Genomic DNA, 18,905 nt, shown 5'->3' with positions numbered 1-18,905 from the left:
AGTGGCGAGGGCAGGCTTTCCGTCGTCGAAAGCCCGCCTTTGCGGTGAAGGACGAAAAGCTATTTCCAGGGGAATCCGAACTGCCGAACCGGGCTTGTCCAACAACCGGTTCAGATCGTGGCTCGCGCTGCGATCACGATCTAACCTTAATCGTTAGAAAGCGGATCGGACGACCACGACTGTGTGCGGACTTTGCGCATCAGCATCATTCCCATCATGTCAGGGGGTAGGGCCTTGTTGGTCAGGATGACAACGCCGGTCTTCGTCTTCGCGTCGATGGACAGGTATGACGCGTAGCCGCCAACCATGCCGTTGTGCCAAACAACCTGTTGGTTACCCAAGAATTTGTCGATAAACGTGGGCTGCATCCAACCGATACCTGTATCACCGCCGAATTGCGGCTGCTTCATCTTCTCGAACGGACGCGAAAGCAACTTGCCATCGTCTACATTCGCCTGAATGAACTTCAGCATGTCTTGTACGTTGGAATTGAGCGCGCCCGCGCCGGCCAATGCAGCAAAGCGCCATATCGGAGTTGGCGACCCCTTGGCGGTGTGGCCCTGAGCCATATGCATCTGCATGGATGAGGACAGCGTGACTCCGGTTCCTTCCATCTCCAAGGGCGCCAGTATCCTTTCTTTTACCATTGATTCGTAGTCCTTGCCGGTGACCTTCTCAAGCACGTGGCCCAACAACCCCATCCCATAGTTGGAATACTCGAACCGGCCAGCGTCTTTCTTGTCTTCTGCAGTGGCAAGATAGTCGAAGATGTATTGCGGTCCCAGATGGCTGTACGGGTCCAACAAAACATCGTCACCTTTAGCCGCCTCGGTTGCCTTTTCGTCGAGCGATTGAGGGATTCTCGGAAAGCCCGATGTGTGTGTGGCGAGTTGCCTCAGCGTCACTTGCTGGACGGTCGGCGACAAGGGCATCGAGCGTCCAAGCAATTCATCCAGGGTTGCATCCATGTTGACGACCCCTTCGTCGCACAGGATCTGCAGCAAAGTGGCGGTGAAGACCTTACTGACCGAAGCGATTTGAAAGACTGTCGCGCCGTCAGGGGCCGTGCCGTCGGCAGCGCCGCTTATGGTTCCGTAGCCTTTGATGAACGACTTGCCATCCTTGTAGACGCCGACCACCACGCCACGAACTTGCGGCTGTTTCAGGAACTTGGCGACCTCCTCATCGATGGAGGCTTGGAGGTCTCTTGCGTCTGTCGTGTTGTTCATCCGATGCTTCAGATAGAGGAAGCCGGACAGAACCACAACTGCGAGTACCGCTAATACGATCGCGACAGTCTTCATACAGTGAAGCTTTCTAACGTTCAAGGTGAGGGGCGCGAGCCGCTTTGCGGCGAAGCGTCCCTCTCGACCGCAGTGTTAGCCGTCTGGTAGGCAGACTCAAACGCCGCCCCTTCATTCATTTGCTCAATGAATCGGAGTAGTCCTGCGCTACCTGCCTTCGCCAACCAAGGCCGCAATTCGTGTCCCGCTGCCGAGTAGACCGGCCGGATTTCTGGCTCACCTTTCGCTTTGCGCTCAATATTCTGGTCTTCTCCGTATTTGTGAATGGCGTCCAGCCATTGCCTCAATGACTTGAATGTTTGCAGTTCTTCGCGGGTTGGGCGTGGCACATTGGTGGCGTCTAGGAATTTCCAGTGACTTTCAGAATGCTCTGGCGCCTCACTTATCGCAACCGCAACGCCCTCATCAAACCACCGAGGCAGACGATTCCAAGCGAGGAAGCTTAGGCGGGTACTCATTTCCGCGTGTGACCATTCATGTGCAAGGAAATGCCAATTCAGCCCACGCGGCGACAGCAGGATACGTTGGCCGTAGACCTTCGCCACAGAACCCCGCCCTCCACCGAAGCCTTCATAGCATTCCTCGGTGATGCAGGCGTGAACTATCGGACTAGCACTCGTGTTGCCATATGAGGCACGTATGGCGTTTTCTGCGTTGGCCATAGCCTCTCGGAGTTTTTCTCGTGTTGCCTCGTCTGCGCCAGACTCAATGTATAGACCGGGTGTGACTGGGGTCAGGCCAAAGCTCTCAGGCGCAAGGAGTTTGCCCCCCTGAAGAACACTGCACCCGCTGAGAATACTTCCGGCCAGAAGAAGCACGATGATCCAGAATTGGCGCATGATTGGCTCGGCAAAAAAGACGGCTAACGTTCGAGTTCAGGGGCCTTGCGCGGCTTTATGCGCAAGGTCCCCTGCAACGAAGGGTTGGACGAAGCCGCTCCGCGGAGAATCCCCTCTCCGCCACCGCACGATCTACTGTGTGATCTCACGCCCTCGCTCATGAGGGGTGATTCTGCACAACATCGTGAGGATAGGCCAGCATGAACACAGCATCTTCTGCACACTTCGATCAGCAATACCAGTTGCATCTGAAGCACCTCAAACTCAAGGGGCTGCAGCCCAAGACCATCGACGCCTACGCCCGCGCCATCCGGCGTCTGGGGGGCTACTTCTCCGGTCAGATCGATGCGCTCTCCGAAGCGCAGCTGACCGAGTACTTCAGCGACCTGATCGGCACCCACTCCTGGAGCGCCGTCAAACTCGATCTCTACGGGCTCAAGTTCTACACCACGCACGTCCTGAAGAAGCCCTGGGTGATGCCCGATCTGATCAAGCCACCCAAAGCGCAGCGCCTGCCCGACATCGTGACGGTGGAGGAAGCGCAGCGGCTGTTCAGTGCCACGCGCACCCTGAGTTACCGGGTGGGTGACGCATCGATGTTCCGCAATGGGCGCCAGTTTGCCGCGTGGCTCGGCCTCACGCCCAGCCAGTCGGGTAGTGGCGGCAAGACGAAGCTTGGACGCATCACCCGGCGAGGCGACGACTACTTGCGAACCCTGCTTGTGCAGGGCGCGCGCAGCGTGCTGGCTGCGACGCTCCGAAAGCAGCGGCGTGCATCCCCTAAAAAGCTGACTCGTCTGCAGCAGTGGATCGTCGTGCTCAACGGACGGATCGGCTATCACAAGACCTTGGTCGCCATCGCCAACAAGCACGCAAGGCAACTGTGGGCGGTGCTGGCGAAGGGCGAGGCATACAACCCACAGGCCTGGCAACGGGCCTGAGCGCCATCGAGCAATGGCAACTGCACATCAGCGATAGACGAACAGGTCAGACCGACCAGCAGAGAGCCTGGCTAACCCGATGGCGGATCAAAGAGGGAAGCGGCTGATCCCTGTTTCCCCGATCCCGCCGACGAACGATTGAGGCCTGCTGGTGCGGTTAGTCGCATGGCCCCGGGCGAGACCCGAGCAAGGCCGATTAGAGAGAGGCAGTCTGTCTGTCCGATCCGTTGCGTGTGTGTAGGCGTCAGGAAACAAAAGCAGGTAGGCAGGAAAGGAAAACCGGCCTGGCGGCCGGTCATTGGAAAATGGTGCTTGACGGGGAAGTCCTTAGAGTAGTGTTAGGCTGAGGTGAGTCGTCTGCCGAATACTCCGACCTTGATCGGGTGATGTTCATTTGTGTTGTTCAACCTTGGCAAAGATGCGTCCACCATCGGAAACCTTGACGCCAAAAAACTGAAGCATCTCAAAGTCCGCATACAGGATGGCGCAAGACCGTATGAAAGCAGTGCGTGGCTCCGTAGGATCTTCATGGGCGACGCACTTTATAGCCATACATTTGTCCTTTATGTGCGGCGTGCTGAAGCTCAGTTTTGTGTGTTCAGTCTTATGGGCAATTTGATGGGCAAATTCGTTACGCACCTCACGGATGATGTGGAGGTCAGACCTGATTGTGTCAGTGATAAGCCCAAGCAATCGGGAGAGATCAATCTTTGCTGAAAGGGTACCTAGGGGTCCGTTTCCTCCGAAGAGACGCTTCCAGGATTGCGGTTCGGAGTGCAGGAATGATTCGATTGCGGCGGACATAGACTCCTCCAGCCACGCTGCGCCCACAATGGCTGCGCCTCGGTCTGATTGACCGTTGATTTCCTCAATCAACGTCGCCATGCGCTGATATGCCTCGGCAGAGTTCGGATCGTATCTCATGCTGCCTAACGTAGTGCTAACCGGCGCTGCGCGGCTTTATCGCGCAGCGTCCAGAGAGCGAAGCGAACGGGGTTGAGCGCCGGGTTAGAGCGCGAAGCCATCGGGAACCTCTCGGATCGGCGCGTATTTGAGTTCGGGACCAAGCGCCGTTGCGACAGGGCGCCACCAGAGGCGTGCAGACTCAATAACAGAGGCGACGCCAAACTCTGGTTCGGTCTTCTCGAAGTCGTAGTCTGGCGACCAGACTATCTTCTGCTCCTCCATTCGCAACGTGGCAGCCGAAATGATTCGGTCGTAGCCAGCAGGGGTGGCGATAGCAATGTGGGAGACTCGATCAAACAAGAGTTCAACAGCGGACGGATCGGCACGTTGGCGTTGAACGATCAGTCTGCACTTTAGGTCAGGTGTATCTGGGCACGTCATTTTGAAATCGGGACTAACGTAGTAACCGCCCCACAAATGTAGTTCGTGAATGCAGGCGTCGTGAAAGAAACCGAATGCACTTAGCAGGGCTTCTCCATCAGTTTTCGTGATAACGGGATGCCACATAGTTGCGCTCTAACGTTTAGCTTGAGGGGCCGCCCGGCGGCGGAGCCGACGGGGAACCGAGAAGCGCAGCTTCTCGGCGGTCCCCTCGAAGCGCGGGTTAGAGCCCATTGAGCAGTGAGCTACGGACACGGGCCATACTCCAACGCAAGAATGAAGTTGCGACGATATTCAGCAAAGCTTTCTGGCGCGGCGGGATAGAAGGGCATTGCGGCGGCTTGAGACAAAGTGAATGTGACGAGATAGATGATGAGGAACGCGAGGCGACGGACCCAATTGCCCAATACGCGCCTGGACAGAACCAGCGCGAGAGTAACCAGGAGAGCCGACACGGCCCAATAGATCTGGGACTCCCAAACATAGCCACCACACGAAAACAGGCCAAAGTAGGTGCCGCCTGCACATGCAAAGAGAAGCGCAACGATGGCGATGAAGTGGCCGATGGGCTGAGCGCGAGAAGACATGGGCTCTAACGTTTTAGGTAAGGGGCCGCCCGCTTGCGGGCGGTCCAGCGGAGGCCGCAGGCCGGAGCGGCCTTGACCGAAATGTTAGGTTGCATTTTGCTCCTGACGATACTGCCTGTTAGCCTCTCGGATCAGCGCCACCAAGCAATAGATGAACAAGCCGAGGAAAAGAACTGCCAAACCGAGGGAGCTATATGCCCAAACAGCCGCGCGCGCTGGTGGCCAACGCTCGGGTTCGGCGGCGCTAAGCCAGGCGTAAAAAACCACGCATAGCCCGGCATAACCACCGGCAGGAACCGAGAGCACTAAGCCAAGCCACAAAAGAATGCGACGACGTTTGCTCATGCAATCTAACGTTCGAGGTACGGGGCGCGAAGCCCGCTTGTGGACGTCCCCTTGACTGAGGAGTTAGGCCCCACAGCCGCCACCTGCATTTCGGTTAAGAGGCAATTTGGCAATTTGAGTTGTACGTTCGGGTTCACGTAGCAGGCGATCTAGCGCACCGGACTCAGCGAGGACTTGCACAGCCCCGGTGTCGTGATTCACCAGGACCAACCTGCTTGCAGAAACGAGTGCGGACTTTGGAATGGCGAACTGCAGGTTGCGCACGAACTCGCATTTGGTATTGAACAGCCGAAAACGAGGGCGTGTTACCCAAACGTGGACCTGGGCCGTTCCGTCTGGCCCGCTGGTGATGGTTGGATGTGGAACCGGCCCCGACTCGTAGAAAAACTCCAACTTCTCGACACTTAGCGCCCCGGCCTCCATGTGCGCGTGCATCTCAAGTGAGAGGTTCGCTGGTGGATCGAACGGGGCTGAGGCAGAGAAGTCTGCGATCAACTGCCCCGCCACTGCATCGGCGGGCATCGGTGCTTCCGAATTGAAGAAGTAGGCAGCGGCCACGAGGGCGATGCCACAAGTTGCAGGGATAACGCGTCGCAATTTGGGGCCTAACGTAGAAGTGAGTGGCCTGCGCGGCTTTTCGCGCAGGTCCGCTCGACTGCCGGGTTGGGGTGCGGGTCAGTGAATTGGCTTACTGCTGACATAGGGTGCAGGGAAGTCGTTGTCGTAGGTGCCTTTCCACGATCGCACGCGCAAGGCGTTGGCATAGTAGTACTCGTAGTTGGCGTCTGGAATTTCTGAAACAAGCACAGCCGATCCGGAAAATACGCCGTCTTTGATCACGTTGTCTCCGCTGCAAAGGTACGAAACGACAACACGTTCTTCACTCAGCAATTGCTGAATGAAGGAGATGGCGCCCGCTGATTCTTCGGCGGACGGAAGTATCGACGCGTAGTGACGGTGGCAGGAGCCGAAGTAAACGGTGATCTCTTCGTTGTATAGCGAGGTAATGCCAAGAGGGCCATTCTTGCCCCCGGGTGAGGGTGGCACTTCGACGCGGAAGAAGTTGAGGCCGTCTTCGGCGACAACGGTGAGAAAATGCTCCCAATCGGGAAAGACGGAAAACAAGTCCTCGGCCATCTGCCGAGAGTACGACTCAAGTGCCTCGATCATGGAGCGCCCCAACGTGAAGTAGACGACATTTGACGCCTCCGGCGTCTTACACGACTGTCGCCTAAGCTGCCATACGCCTGCAAGCCATTGAATCCAAAGACCCTCTTATCTGCCTCATCGCCCATCTTGTCGTCTACCTCTCCTGCATCCGCCTGCTACCCCATAGTCATGCCGATACTCACACCTTCCCCGCCGTTCTCCTATGAACTGGTTCACTTGACCAGGGCGCGTACCCAGCTACAGAGGTTTCGGAAAACCTGACGGGCAATCCCCGCCCGGCCAGACTCCATCACCCCGGCAAGAATCTCCCGAACCGCCTCAGCTACTCACCCCCGGTCAGCGCCTGAAGCTGCTGGTTCGTATAGAAACGCAAGCTGACGACTTCCGACATGTTTCCGGGGGCAAAGGACTTGGGAAAGGAGAGCACCGGGCCATATACGTAGCCCTGCAGCCCGTCGCCGGCGTTGCCGAATGAAGACAGGCTCTTGATGACGGTCAGGCGGTATCCCTTGCCGGCGTAGTACAAGGTGCCGCCATCGGCGGGGAGGGGGGCCTGCTCATCGAGGGCTGCGTTCTTGGGCTTTTTGCCCTGCAATACCCGCTCGAAGTCTTCCGAGGCCTGGGTGATGATCTCCCGCTGTGCGGGCGAGAGCGTGTCCAGCTCGACGCCCTGAAAGGGGCCGGAGGGCAATACGGTGCCAGCAAGCGCGGTGCCCGCCAGGAGGATGAATGCCAATGTCACTGCGCGTCGAAGCATCGATGAGTCTCCACTGCGGGTCTTGAATTTAAAGGCGCTGGGTAGCGCCATGGCCTGCCTTGAATCAGACCAAAAGCATAATTCAAAACCGGCGAAGGCGCCTCACCCCACCCGATCCGCATTCAGAAACGCAATCAAAGCCTGAAACCCCGCCTTCGCCTGACCCGTCGGGTCCACGATGCTGTGGCTGAAGTACCGTTCCACGTTGGCCGCCGTGATGGCGGTGTTGAGGGGGTCATAGGTCGCCCCGCCGGCGCCCCCGGCCGTGTGGCCCATCATGCGGATCAGGGCGATCTGGCTGATGCCGGCCGCGGCGGCGGTGTTGCCGCTGGCCACGGCCTTGTCGTACAGCGCTTTTTCGGCCGGGCTGAGATTGGCCATGGTGTTCACCATCCCGGTGGCCTTTTGCATGTAGTCCAGTTCGTCGGCGGTGAGCTTTTCGGGCGGCTTGCCCTGGGCGGCGATCTCGGCAAGGCGCTGGTCATGGGCAAACAGGTAGGCCTGATCGGCTTCGCTGCGGTTGATCGGCCCCCGGGCGCGGATGGATGCCAGCTTTGCCTCGACGGAGGCGTCGCCCTCGGCAGCCAATGCGGCCCGGGCGGCGGATGAGATGTGGACCGGGTCGGCAGATTCTGCCGCCGCGGCGGGCGAAATATGCCGCAAGGATGATGCCCGCTCCATGGCGTGGGCAAAATAGGTGGCGGAAACGGGCTGGATGTTCATGACTGGCCTCCGGTGTGGTTCCGGTGGGGATGGAGGCAGATTGCGTGCCAGCGTGTGTCGGCGGTTGTCCGACTACGCGGATGTCGAGGAAGTCCCGGGATATCCGGCTACCCAGGCAGGTGCAATTGATGGTTTCCCGGGCGGAACGATCTATCCGCCTACTGTGGAAGGCGTATTCTTGAATCCAGTGCTCGCGCTACATATAATCCCATTAAAACAGGAGAATAAAATGGCACGGCGCGTCGTTCCCACCGCCTTCCCCACCGCCCCCCAGCTCAGGACGTGCGAAGAGCTCGGCGCGGCCGTTCGTGCGGCCCGCACCGCCAGCGGGCTCACCCTTGAAGAGGCTGCGCTGGCGGTGAGCATCGCCAAGCAGACGCTGGGCGACCTTGAGGCAGGCAAGCCGACGGTGGGCCTGGGGATTGCGCTGCGGGTGGCACAGGCCCTCGGCGTGAGCCTCTTCATTGCACCCGCAGGCGAGGCGGAGCAGATTGCGCAGCTTATCCATGAGGCACGCGGCTGATGGAGCTCGACGTTCTGCTGAATGGAGAAGTTGCCGGCACGCTGAGCTACACGGCCAGCACCCATCGCTATGCCTTCCGTTACAGCCCGGCCTGGCTGTCGCGCAAGGATCGCTACGCCCTCGGCCCGACACTGCCGCTTGCACTGGCCGAGGTGGCACACGGTGCCGAGGCGGCAATTCAAGAGCAGCACAGCGCTGCGGTGCGCCAGTTCTTCGAGAACCTGCTGCCCGAAGGGCAGGCGCTTGACGATGCGGCGAGCACGCACAGGCTCTCGAAGGGCAACCTGATGGGGCTTCTGGCTGCGCTGGGCGGGGAGACCGCCGGGGCGCTTCAGTTGCGCCGGCCCGGAACGGAGTTGGCGCCCGTGGCCGAGATCCGCCGGGCTCTGGCACATGCGGCGCTCTCGGAACGCATCCGCGCACGCCCCTTCCACCCCTTCTCGGTCTGGGATGGACGCGTCCGCCTGTCCATCGCAGGCTACCAGGACAAGATCGCGGTCTTCGAGAAAGAAGGGCTGTGGTCGCTGGTCGAGGGCAGATACCTGGCTTCAACACACATCCTCAAGCCAGAGCCGGTGTCGGCTCAGCTTGCCGGGCTCACCGGCAACGAGTTCTTCTGCATGCGCCTTGCCCATTGGGCAAAGCTGCCCGTGGCTGAGGTCGCCCTCGTGCGGGTGCCCGAACCGGTGCTGGTAGTGAAGCGCTTCGACCGGGAGCACAGGCCCGGGCGCGTGATGCGCCGACACATCATCGATGGCTGCCAGGCGTTGGGCCTTTCGTCGGCACTCAAGTACGAGAGGCCTTACGGCGACGCCCGCGACGTGCGTGATCTACGCGACGGGGCATCGCTGCCGATGCTCTTTGCGCTCCTCGCACGCAGCCCTCGACCCGTCGCAGAGCGCCTTGCACTGCTGCGCTGGACGCTCTTTCAGGTGCTCATCGGCAATATCGATGCCCATGCAAAGAACCTCTCCTTTTACGTGGCACGGGAAGGGCTCTCGCTTGCACCCGCTTACGATCTTGTATGTGGGATCGCCTTCAACGGAGAAAAACGCCTCGACACCTACGCCCTGGCCATCGGCGATGCGTTTCAGGCACACGAGCTCTCCCCCTTCGAATGGGCCCATTTCGCCCACGCCTGCGCACTGCCTTTCCGTCAGCTAAGCACCGAGCTGTCCCGCATGGCCGCGCGTGTGCGCGAAGCGCTCCCGAAAGCCTGCGACGATGCGCGGCGTGCCGGGGTGGAGCTGGCGCAGATTGAGCAAATACAAGGGCTGATTGCTGCCGAGTGCGAGCGCCAGGCAGAGATGGCCCCTGCAGTAGCAAAGGTCGACCCCTCGCTTTACTGAGAGGGTGTGAAGAAATCGTAGCGAGCGGTTCGAGTTCGCCCCGAGAAGCGCAGCCGTACATGGGTACGGTGAGCATCGCAGGGACGAAATCGGGTCGCGCAGTTGATTTATTCACACCCTCTGAGCCACACCCTTCCCGCGAAACGCCTGATCGATCAGGACGCCGGGTCGGAGATGAAACCGATCCGCACCAGCCCCGCCTTGGCGGCGGCGGCCATCACCCTGGCCACCACGTCGTAGCGCACATTGCGGTCGGCGCGGATATGCACTTCGGGCTGGGGCTCCCGGGCGGCCTCGGCGGCAAAGCGCGCGGGCAGCGCGTCGAGGGCAACGGCTTCGCCGTTCCAGAAGAGCTCGCCGTTTTCGCGGATGCCGAACTCGATGTGCTCCGGCCGGGTGATGTTCGGGCTGCTGGAGGCCTTGGGCAGTTCGATCTTGACCGAGTGGGTGAGCAGGGGCGCGGTGACGATGAAGATCACCAGCAGCACGAGCATGACGTCCACCAGCGGGACCACGTTCATGTCGGCCATGGGCATCTTGCCCCGGTAGCGGTTGAAGTCTCCCCGGGCCATGGCTCAGCTCCGCTGGGCGGCAGCGGGCGCCACCGGCTTGCCATTGCCGCCCTTCACGGTAAGCAGCACGTACAGGTCGTGGGCGAAGGACTCCAGGCGGGACAGCCACATGCGGTTGCGGCGGTTGAAGGCGTTGTAGGCCAGCACGGCGGGGATGGCCACGGCCAGGCCGAGGGCGGTCATGATCAGCGCCTCTCCCACCGGCCCGGCCACCTTGTCCAGGGTGCCCTGCCCCGACAGGCCGATCTGCACCAGGGCGTGGTAGATGCCCCACACGGTGCCAAACAGGCCCACATAGGGCGAGGCAGAGCCGGCCGAGGCCAGCACCGTGAGGCCATATTCCGAGGCCGCCGCCTCGCGGTCCACCTCGTTGTTGAGGGTGCGCGTGAGGTATTCGGTCATGCCCCCGGCCACGGCGAGGTTGTCCTTGCCGCTGTCGGCCAGGGCTTCGAGGGCGCGCTGGACCAGGGAGGCGAAGGCGTTGTCGGCGGGCTGGGCGCGCAGGCTGGCTTCCACCTCGGTGAGGGACGCGGCCTGCCAGAAGCGCCTGAGAAAGGCGTCGGCCTTGCGCTGGGCCAGGGCATTGGCGACGAAGCGGGTGACGATGAGATACCAGCTCGACACCGAGAGCAGCAGCAGGGTGCCCAGCACCGCCTTGCCGACCCCGTCGGTTTGCGTCAGAAAGTGGGCAAAGCCCAGGCCATCGATGGCGCTCGGTTCCATGAATCAGTTTCCGTTGAGGATGAAGTTGAAGGGCTGCAGGGCCACGGCCCGCACGGGCTGGCCGTTGCGGCTGGCCGGCGTGCAACGCCAGGTCCGCACCGCGGCGAGGGCGGCATCGTCCAGGCGGGAGTGGCCACTGCTGCGCTCGACGCGGGCATGGGCCACGTTTCCGGATTCACTCAGCTCCACCCGGAGCACGACGACGCCGGTCTCGCCCAGGCGGCGCGACGGGGCCGGGTAGGCCGGTGCGGTGCGCTCCGGGCAGGCCACGGAGAGCTCGGACGACAGGGACACGGGCCCGGCGGGCAAGGGCATGGGCGGGGCCTTCGCCTCGGGCTCGGGTGCGGCCTCACGAACGGGCTGGTGCGGTGGCGGCGGGGCCACATGGTCGGTGGGCGCCACCGTCCGCGCTTCGGCCACGATCTGCCGCGGCTGGGGCTTCTCGATGGGCTTGTGCTTCGGCTTGGGCTCGGGGGGCGGCGGGCGCTTGGGCTCCACCTTCTTCTCGGGCACAGGTGGGGCCACGAAGTTGACGAAGAGCGTCATGGCCTCGTCCGGCGTGGGGATGAGGCGGTGCTGCCACAGGCCCCACAGGGCGGCCCCGTGCAGGGCCACCACAAAACCCAGGCCCAGCGCCCGGTCGATGGACAGGAAAGCGCGCTTCTCAGGCATCGGCGGAGGCGGCGGCAGAGGGGCTGTTGCGACGCTGCCAGGACAGGGATCGGGCCTTGCGCTTCTTCCACCAGATGTAAACGCCGGTCACCGACAGCATGGCGATCACCAGGCCGAGGGCGCTGACGAAGATGCGATACGGCAAACCGAAGACGTTGGCGTCGTGAAGGGCGATCAGCCAGCTGGTGACGGTGTTGCCGCTGAACTGCCCGGTGGGCAGCAGCACCAGCTTGAGGCTGCCGTCGTCGGCATCGAAGAACACCCGGGTCCGGCCGCGCTTGTCCTGAATGTCACGGCTGCTGCGCACGAAGTAGGTATAGACCCCCCGGGTGCGATCCAGACGCAGGGTGACGGGCTCTTCGACCACAAAGCCGTGTGCCTTGGCCTGCTCGTCCATGAGCCGCTCGCCGATCCGGTTGGCCTCGCGCCAGCCGATGCGGGGCTGATCAAGGGGCTTTTCCAGCAGGGGCAGGTCGGTCCAGGGTTCGTGATACGTGAATACCAGGCGCGTGGTGTGGGTGTACACGGTGTCCCACAGGTTCATGTACACGCTGGACCAGGCGAAGACCAGCAGCACGCCCCACAGCCACAGACCGCCGGCCCGGTGCAGGTCGAAGTTGAGGCGGTAGGTCGAGGCGTTTGTCTTGACCAGCCAGGCGGGTTTCCAGCGTGCCCAGAAGGACCGGGCCGGGGCAACAGGGGTGGCCGCCGTCGATCCGCGCCGGGCGCGGGACGGCAGGGTGAGATAGAAGCTGGTGAAGCAGTCGATGGTCCACAACAGGGCCGCGATGCCGAGGATCCAGATGCCGGTCTTGTCCAGCGCCAGCCCCCAGTGCAGGCGATACAGGAACTGCATCAGGTTGGTGACGCCGTGGGAGATGACGCCACGCATGCGCCGGGCCAGCTCGTCGCCGGTGTAGGGGTCGAGGTAGATCTGGTCGAAGCCCAGGCTGAAGGGCTGGCCGGTTTGCGGATCCTTGCGGGGGGAGACCACCGCCATGGTGGCCCCCTGGTTGCCCACGAGGTAGAGCGCGTTGACCCGGGCTTCCGGCAGCCGGGCCTCGACCCGTTCGGCCAGTTCGCCGGCCGAGAGCCGCTGCCCGGACGACTGCACCGGATAGAACTCGGGGTTGATGGCCCGCTCAAGCTCCGGAAAGAAAGCCAGCAGGCTGCCGGTGAGCCCGACGACGAGCAGGAAGCCCGCCAGGAGCAGGCCGATCCAGCGGTGCAGAAAGAGACAGATGCGACGGGTCATGATCGGCGAGTAGCGGCGCTCAGTATTCGAGACGCAGCGACCCTATCACGGTCAGCGGCGCGCCGGGGTAGACCCCCAGGCGCGGCGCCACGTTGGAATCCGGGTCGGTCGATTCGTAGTACTTGGTATCGAGCAGGTTGCGCACGTTGAGCTGGGCCGTGGCCTGCGAGCCGCCGAGCTTCCAGCCGCTGTAAGCCACAAAGGCATCCACACGCACATAGCCCGGCAGCTGGGCCGTGTTGGCCAGATCCACCTCGCGCTTGCCCGCCACGAAGGCGCCCATGCCCATGCTGAGGCCCTTGGCGCCCTGGCCGTTGAGGTCATAGCGCACCGACATGCTGCCCGAGTGCTTGGGCACGTTGGCCAGCCGGTTGCCCTTGGTGGGCGACCCGGCGGCGTGATCTTCGATCACCTTGGTCTCGGTGTAGGCGTAGCTGGCGATCAGGCTCAGGTAGCGGCTGACGCGGCCGGTGAGGTCCAGCTCGATGCCCTGGCTGCCCTGCTTGTTGGCGATACGGTCGTTGGGGTCGGCGGTATTCAGGTCGGCCACCAGGATGTTGTCCTTGGTGAGCTTGTAGGCCGCCAGGGTGCCCAGCAGGCGGGATTCGAAGAGCTGGGCCTTGAGACCGAGCTCATATTGCTCGCCCACCTGGGGATCGAAGGTCCGGCCATTGGCGGCGGGCGCGTTGTTGGCCCCGAAGGACGTGGTCCAGGTGCCATACGCCGAGAGCTGGGGCGTGAGCTCGTAGAGCACCCCCAGACGCGGGCTGAAGCCCTGGTCCTTGCGGATCAGCGACGGAGTGGAGTTGAACAGGGCGTCGGTCGCTGCAGAGAAGGTGGTGGCGCGCCCGCGGCCGGTTTCCGCCCAATCGTAGCGGCCACCCAGCATCAGGTGCAGCTTTTTGCCGATGGTCACCTGATCCTGCAGGTACACCCCGTGCCACTGGTTGTAGATGTCACTGCGCGGGAGGGCCGTGGACGAGGTCTTGAGGGCCGCGTCGAACACCGACCGGGCGATGCCGTAGCTGGGGCCGGGGTTGAAGATGTCGATGGCCAGTGCCGGGTTGGGTGCCACCCACTGCCCGTCGGAGCCGTACAGGTTGTGGGAGCGGTAGTAATCGACACCCACCAGCAGATCGTGCCGGGTGCCGGCGATATCCAGCTTTCCGGTGAGGTCGAGGTTGGTGGAGTAAACCTCCTGCTCGCTACGCTGCTGGAAGATGTTCCGCTGCATGATGCCGGTGGTTTCGTTGAAGGCCTGAGCCGCATTGAAGGCCGGCGCCGGGTTCACGAAAGTATTGACGCTGTCGCCATGGGTATACAGAAAGCGATGATGGATGGCCCAGTCGGCATTGAGTTTGTGATTGATCTCGGAGCCGATCATCAGGGTGTCCTGATAACCCCGCGGCGTGTTCGGATCGCCCAGGTTGCGGCTGATGGGAATGTCGGCCGGGCGCCGGCCGATCACCGGAATGCCGAAATCCGCCAGCGCCTTTTTCTTCTGGTACTCGACATCGATGGTGATGTCGGTGCCCGGCGCGGGGCGCCAGGTGACGCTGGGGTTGAGCAGCAGGCGGTCCGACGAGACAAAGTCGCGGAACGAATCATTGTCCTGATACGAACCGGAGAAACGGTACTGGAATTCGTTGCCCGGGGTGATCGGGCCACCCGCATCCCACTGGGTACGATAGAAGGAATACGAGCCGACGCTCTGTTCGATGGAGTAGTAGGGGCTGTCCAGACCGCGCTTGGTGTTGAGGTTGATCAGGCCGCCAGGCTCGGTACGCCCATAGAGCTGGGCCGGCCCCTTGACGACCTCGATGCTCTCCAGGTTGGCCAGGTCAAAATCCCCCAGGGAGCTGCCCGCCGTGGTCAGCAGGCCGTTGCGGTAGATGTTTCCGGTACGGAAGCCGCGGATCAGATAACCGGACGTCCCGCCCAGGGAAGGCTGGGCACGCACGCCGCTGACGTTCTCCAGCACTTCCTTGATCGTCGTGCCCTTCTGGTCATCCATCACTGCCCGGGACACCACCTGGATGGACACCGGCGTTTCCATCAGGGGCGTATCGGTCTTGGTACCGGAGGCGGCCTTGGTCGCGGAATAGGGCGCGGCTTCCGCCGCACCCTGCACGTCAATCGCGCCAAGCTGCGTCGGCTGGGAAGATGAATTGTTTTCGCGGGCAGGGTCCTGCGCCTGAAGGCACGAGGACGCGGTAACGAGGCATAGGGCAGCCACAGGCACGCAGAGGGACGTCATGAGGACCTCGAGAAAAAGGAATTATTGACCCTTCGAAATGGAAACCGCAGGTGCAATGGCGCCAGGACAAATGAACCGAAATGAATCGGCCACTCCGAAGCTCTGCACCCACGGACCATGAGGGATATGGCCCGGAATGGTATATCGCCCAATAATCAAGGCCATGCGGCATATCACCGCATGCTTTTTCTCGAGATCAGCGCTCAAGCATCAACGAACCTCCACGTCATTGACGCACGACAATTCAATTGACATTCACTATTTTCTTATATGGTCATGCAGGTCAATTCCGGCCCGGAAGAATAAAGAACTCATTCCCGCGGCCATCCGCGAACGGAATCGGGAATTCCCCCGACCGGTCCGGAGGCCTTTTCAGCGCGATGCCTCCACAAAGAAAGCCCAGATCACGTCCGTTGCGTCGATGGCCTGGGATGCGGGCTCCTTGCCGCGGCGCACGCGCTCGGCGCCGGGCCAGGAGTGACCACCGCTTTCAGTCACACATAGCTGCAGCCGGGTGCCGTCCGCACAGCCGCTGTAAGCCTCGCAATAGGCACCGGGCACATCCAGATTGCGCCGGGGGGTCGGGTTGCAGCGATCACGCCCCACCCAGCGGGTCAGGGTGTCGGGCACCGAAACGAAGTCGAAGACCTTGGACGGATCGCGGAAGGCGTCCTTGCCAGCCCCACCGTTGAAAAGCACATGGGTGTCGTCCCTGGCGTGGATGTGCAGCACCGACACCGGGCGGGAAGGCTTGCAGTCCAAGGTGGCATCGGTGCCGGCCACCGACGCCACGGCGCGGACGAGGTCGGCGGCGTCGCAGGCGAGGCGGTGGCTCAGCATGCCGCCGTTGGACATGCCGGTGGCAAAGATGCGGGTCGGATCGATGGCCAGTTTGCGGCGCACGTCGACCACCAGGGCACGCACGAAACCCACGTCATCGATGTTCCTGTCACGGGCATCGCCGCAGCATTGGCCGGCGTTCCAGGTGGCAAAGCGCCCGCCGGGCAGCTTGCTGTAGCCGTTGGAAAAGGCCACCGCAAAGCCTTCCCGGTCGGCCTTGCTCACCCAACCGTAACGGGCGTCATCGGCCATGTACTCCGCATGCCCGCCACCGCCGTGAAAGGCGATGACCAGGGGCAGGGGTTTGCCCGGGTCGCGGTGGGCGGGAATGTGGAGCAGGTACTTCCGCGTCAGCCCGCCGTGGCGCAGGCTGTACTCGGTGGTCCCGGCCGCGGAGGCATCGGAGGCGGGCTCACGGCGCTGCTCGATGCGCTCCCGCAGCCGCTCGCGCAGGCTGGGCCGGTCCGCGTCCTGAGCGATGACGGCCGTGCTGGCCAGGAGGATCGCCGCCCGGGCGATCCAGCGATACGCAAGATTCATGGTCTTCCCCTTTCTGCAGCGTCCGGTCGGGCTCGCCAGCATGGAGGGTGCAGCCATCCATGCTGGCAGACTTCAGTCCGCTGGGTTGCGAAGCCCGCAGCCTACCCACGCAAGGGCCACCAGCACCAGCCCCCCCGCCACGGCAAAGGTGATACGGGTGGCCATGGCGACGGATCCGGGATCGACGGCGAGAATATCTCCGCCCCCTGCCGCCGCCATGAACAACGCCCCCATCATCGACGCACCGGTGATCAGGCCCAGGTTGCGCGACAGGTTGAGCAGTCCGGAGAGGAGCCCACGGCGGGCGGGATCGGCACCGGCCATGAGCGCCGTGTTGTTGGCCGTCTGAAAGAGGGCGTAGCCGGCCGTGATGAGCACCAGAGGCACCAGGTAGCCGGGAAGGCCCTGGCCGGCCGGCAGTGCCGCCAGGGTGAAGGCCCCGAGCGCCATGACCTGCAACCCGACAAGGGTGATGCGCCGGGCGCCGAAGCGGTCGGTTGCGCGGCCTGCGGGCACCCCGGCCAGGGCAACGACCAGGGGCCCGACGGACACCACCAGCCCCACCTCCACAGCGCCCAGCCCCAGCCCGCGGGCGAGATGGAAGGGCCCGACCACCAGGGTCGCCATCATCACCGTCGCCACCAAGGCGCTCGCCGCGAGACTGGCGCAGAGGGCCGCATCCCGGAACATGGCGGGGCGGATCAGCGGCGCTGCCGCCTTGGCCTCGACCCGCACAAAGGCAGCGAGCCCACCCAGGGCCGCCAGCAGCAAGGCGGCGTTGAGCCCCCCGAAGTGGCCTCGCCCGAGGGTCATGGTGAGGGCGTAGGCGGCGAGGGTCAGGGCCAGCAGCGCGCTCCCCAGGGGGTCAAGGGCACCCCGCGCCACGCTGCCGCTCCGCCGGTCGGCCGGCAGATGGCGATAGGCCAGCCCCAGCGCCAGCACGCCCAGGGGCACATTGACGTAGAAGAGAGCCGGCCAGCCCTCCGCCGCGATCAGCACGCCGCCGAGGGAGGGGCCGAGAGCCGTCCCCGTCGCCGACATGGTGGCCAGCAGTCCCATGGCACGGCCGGTCTGTGCCTTGGGCACCATCTCACCGACGAAAGCCAGGGTCAGCGCCATCATGACGGCCGCCCCCACGCCCTGCAGCGCACGGGCGGCAATCAGCAAGCCGAGGGTGGGCGCCAGGCCGCACAGGGCCGAAGCCACGGTGAACAGGCCCAGCCCCGCCAGCAACAGCCGGCGCCGGCCGAAGGTATCGCCCAGCCGCCCGGCGCTGACAACCAGTGTGGTAACCGCCAGCAGATAGGCCAGCACGACCCACTGCACCGCCTGGAAAGACGCATCGAAAGCCTGCACCAGGGTCGGCAGGCCCACGTTGGCAATGCTGGTGCCCAGGGCCGACAGCAGCATGGGCAAGGCCAGGCTGGCCAGGGGCCAACGCCCCGACGTGCTGACGGGAGTAACTGCATCCACTTGTACGTGAAGGGTCTTCATCTTCAACTCCTTGTCCTGATCGCGCTCCAACTCGGGCTACAGGAAGCATAGGGCTGGCGTCGGCATGGCGGAAGGCGCAGCATTTGCACTTAATCCATGCACCAGACGCCATATATGCTAGGTTCAGAGCAGGCCGCTGATCCGCGTCCGGAGTCGAATGAACCTGTTTTCCTAGGTTGTCCTCCCCGAACCAGACGCAAACCCATTGCTGACGCGGGTTCTCTCTCCACTGGCCTGATCACCCGATGGGTGAAGCTGAAGGGGTTTATGGGAGGCTCAGACGGCGGCTGGAGGGACTGTAGGGGCGACTTCAGTCGCCCGTGGGCTGAGATCAAGGGCATGCCTGTGATTGATACGCGGATGGGCGACTGAAGTCGCCCCTACGGGTCGCCCCTACAGGAGAGACCGTATCGACCGTCAGATGACGCTTCAAACGGAGGAAACTTGGATGAATTCGACCTCCTCACGCCGACCCAGGGCAGACCCCATGTCCCCACCCGATCTCAACCTCCTGATCACCCTGGATGCCCTGCTCGCCGAAGGCAGCGTGGCTGGCGCTGCGCGGCGCCTGCGGCTCAGCCCCTCGGCCATGAGCCGGGCCCTGGCGCGCCTGCGCGAGACCACCGGCGACCCGCTGCTGGTGAGGGCCGGGCGTGGCCTGGTGCCG

General features: G+C 62.9%; 20 protein-coding genes and 2 pseudogenes. 5 read left to right on the top strand and 17 right to left on the bottom strand.

All coding sequences use genetic code 11. The features are described from left to right. Positions 1-146 precede the first annotated feature (146 nt). Together J0L98_RS17705 and J0L98_RS17700 are read right to left on the bottom strand one after the other, a co-directional pair. Entirely contained in the window at positions 147-1,304 is a 1,158-nt protein-coding gene (locus J0L98_RS17705) for a serine hydrolase domain-containing protein (RefSeq protein ID WP_296413186.1), read from the bottom strand. A gap of 20 nt (positions 1,305-1,324) precedes the next feature. Next, a complete protein-coding gene (locus J0L98_RS17700) occupies positions 1,325-2,143 on the bottom strand; it encodes a hypothetical protein (RefSeq protein WP_296413185.1) in 819 nt (272 codons plus the stop codon). A gap of 200 nt (positions 2,144-2,343) precedes the next feature. Between J0L98_RS17700 and J0L98_RS17695 the strand changes: the two are divergent. Continuing rightward, positions 2,344-2,604, top strand: a pseudogene (locus J0L98_RS17695) (phage integrase N-terminal SAM-like domain-containing protein); the annotation flags it as partial. A gap of 93 nt (positions 2,605-2,697) precedes the next feature. Further along, positions 2,698-3,084 (top strand): annotated as a pseudogene (locus J0L98_RS21640) (transposase); the annotation flags it as partial. A gap of 390 nt (positions 3,085-3,474) precedes the next feature. On the opposite strand, the gene J0L98_RS17685 reads toward J0L98_RS21640, so the two are convergent. The 8 genes from J0L98_RS17685 to J0L98_RS17650 form a co-directional block, all read right to left on the bottom strand. After that, positions 3,475-4,008, bottom strand: a complete 534-nt coding sequence (locus J0L98_RS17685) for a hypothetical protein (protein WP_296413183.1) — start codon at positions 4,006-4,008, stop codon at positions 3,475-3,477. Between the two features lie 84 nt (positions 4,009-4,092). Beyond that, the gene (locus J0L98_RS17680) at positions 4,093-4,557 is read right to left on the bottom strand and encodes a hypothetical protein (RefSeq protein ID WP_296413181.1); all 465 of its coding nucleotides are present in this window, start codon (positions 4,555-4,557) and stop codon (positions 4,093-4,095) included. Positions 4,558-4,676: 119 nt separating this feature from the next. Beyond that, entirely contained in the window at positions 4,677-5,018 is a 342-nt protein-coding gene (locus tag J0L98_RS17675; protein WP_296413179.1) for a hypothetical protein, read from the bottom strand. An 84-nt stretch (positions 5,019-5,102) separates the two neighbouring features. Further along, entirely contained in the window at positions 5,103-5,363 is a 261-nt protein-coding gene (locus J0L98_RS17670; protein WP_296413178.1) for a hypothetical protein, read from the bottom strand. Between the two features lie 63 nt (positions 5,364-5,426). After that, on the bottom strand, positions 5,427-5,921 hold the full coding sequence (locus J0L98_RS17665; protein ID WP_296413176.1) for a hypothetical protein: 495 nt from the start codon (positions 5,919-5,921) through the stop codon (positions 5,427-5,429). Between the two features lie 117 nt (positions 5,922-6,038). Further along, positions 6,039-6,533: a hypothetical protein gene (locus tag J0L98_RS17660; protein ID WP_296413174.1), complete on the bottom strand. Its 495-nt coding sequence runs from the start codon at positions 6,531-6,533 to the stop codon at positions 6,039-6,041. Between the two features lie 322 nt (positions 6,534-6,855). Next, positions 6,856-7,290 carry a hypothetical protein gene (locus J0L98_RS17655; protein ID WP_296413173.1) on the bottom strand — a complete coding sequence of 145 codons (435 nt, stop codon included), beginning with the start codon at positions 7,288-7,290 and terminating at the stop codon, positions 6,856-6,858. Positions 7,291-7,392: 102 nt separating this feature from the next. Then, positions 7,393-8,013: a hypothetical protein gene (locus J0L98_RS17650; RefSeq protein ID WP_296413172.1), complete on the bottom strand. Its 621-nt coding sequence runs from the start codon at positions 8,011-8,013 to the stop codon at positions 7,393-7,395. A gap of 229 nt (positions 8,014-8,242) precedes the next feature. Between J0L98_RS17650 and J0L98_RS17645 the strand changes: the two genes are divergently transcribed. Further along, the gene (locus J0L98_RS17645; protein WP_296413170.1) at positions 8,243-8,536 is read left to right on the top strand and encodes a helix-turn-helix domain-containing protein; all 294 of its coding nucleotides are present in this window, start codon (positions 8,243-8,245) and stop codon (positions 8,534-8,536) included. Further along, entirely contained in the window at positions 8,536-9,885 is a 1,350-nt protein-coding gene (locus J0L98_RS17640; protein WP_296413168.1) for a HipA domain-containing protein, read from the top strand. The genes J0L98_RS17645 and J0L98_RS17640 overlap by 1 nt, the downstream gene beginning before the upstream one ends. Positions 9,886-10,040: 155 nt before the next feature. Here J0L98_RS17640 and J0L98_RS17635 read toward each other — a convergent pair whose 3' ends face one another. The 7 genes from J0L98_RS17635 to J0L98_RS17605 all read right to left on the bottom strand — a co-directional run bounded on the left by J0L98_RS17635 (position 10,041) and on the right by J0L98_RS17605 (position 18,238). Beyond that, positions 10,041-10,457, bottom strand: coding sequence for a biopolymer transporter ExbD (locus J0L98_RS17635; RefSeq protein ID WP_296407274.1), 417 nt, complete (start codon positions 10,455-10,457; stop codon positions 10,041-10,043). A gap of 3 nt (positions 10,458-10,460) precedes the next feature. Continuing rightward, positions 10,461-11,180: a MotA/TolQ/ExbB proton channel family protein gene (locus J0L98_RS17630; protein ID WP_296413167.1), complete on the bottom strand. Its 720-nt coding sequence runs from the start codon at positions 11,178-11,180 to the stop codon at positions 10,461-10,463. A 3-nt stretch (positions 11,181-11,183) separates the two neighbouring features. Then, positions 11,184-11,852 (bottom strand): TonB family protein, encoded by a 669-nt coding sequence (locus tag J0L98_RS17625; protein WP_296413166.1) that lies wholly within the window; start codon positions 11,850-11,852, stop codon positions 11,184-11,186. After that, entirely contained in the window at positions 11,845-13,107 is a 1,263-nt protein-coding gene (locus tag J0L98_RS17620) for a PepSY-associated TM helix domain-containing protein (RefSeq protein ID WP_296413165.1), read from the bottom strand. Before J0L98_RS17620 ends, J0L98_RS17625 begins: the two co-directional genes overlap by 8 nt. Before the next feature lie 19 nt (positions 13,108-13,126). Continuing rightward, entirely contained in the window at positions 13,127-15,238 is a 2,112-nt protein-coding gene (locus tag J0L98_RS17615) for a TonB-dependent siderophore receptor (protein WP_296413163.1), read from the bottom strand. 498 nt (positions 15,239-15,736) lie between these two features. Further along, a complete protein-coding gene (locus J0L98_RS17610; RefSeq protein WP_296413162.1) occupies positions 15,737-16,744 on the bottom strand; it encodes a PHB depolymerase family esterase in 1,008 nt (335 codons plus the stop codon). A 72-nt stretch (positions 16,745-16,816) separates the two neighbouring features. Beyond that, complete coding sequence (locus J0L98_RS17605; RefSeq protein ID WP_296413161.1) at positions 16,817-18,238, bottom strand: MFS transporter; 1,422 nt, start codon at positions 18,236-18,238, stop codon at positions 16,817-16,819. A gap of 487 nt (positions 18,239-18,725) precedes the next feature. On the opposite strand from J0L98_RS17605, the gene J0L98_RS17600 reads away from it, so the two are divergent. Next, positions 18,726-18,905 (top strand): LysR family transcriptional regulator (locus J0L98_RS17600; RefSeq protein WP_296413160.1); only part of this gene is annotated, 180 nt, incomplete at its 3' end.

The sequence above is a fragment of the Zoogloea sp. genome (assembly GCF_017302315.1).
GTDB lineage: Bacteria > Pseudomonadota > Gammaproteobacteria > Burkholderiales > Rhodocyclaceae > Zoogloea.
Note: the sequence above shows the minus strand (reverse complement) of the source record. Positions and strands in the feature narration are given on the sequence as shown.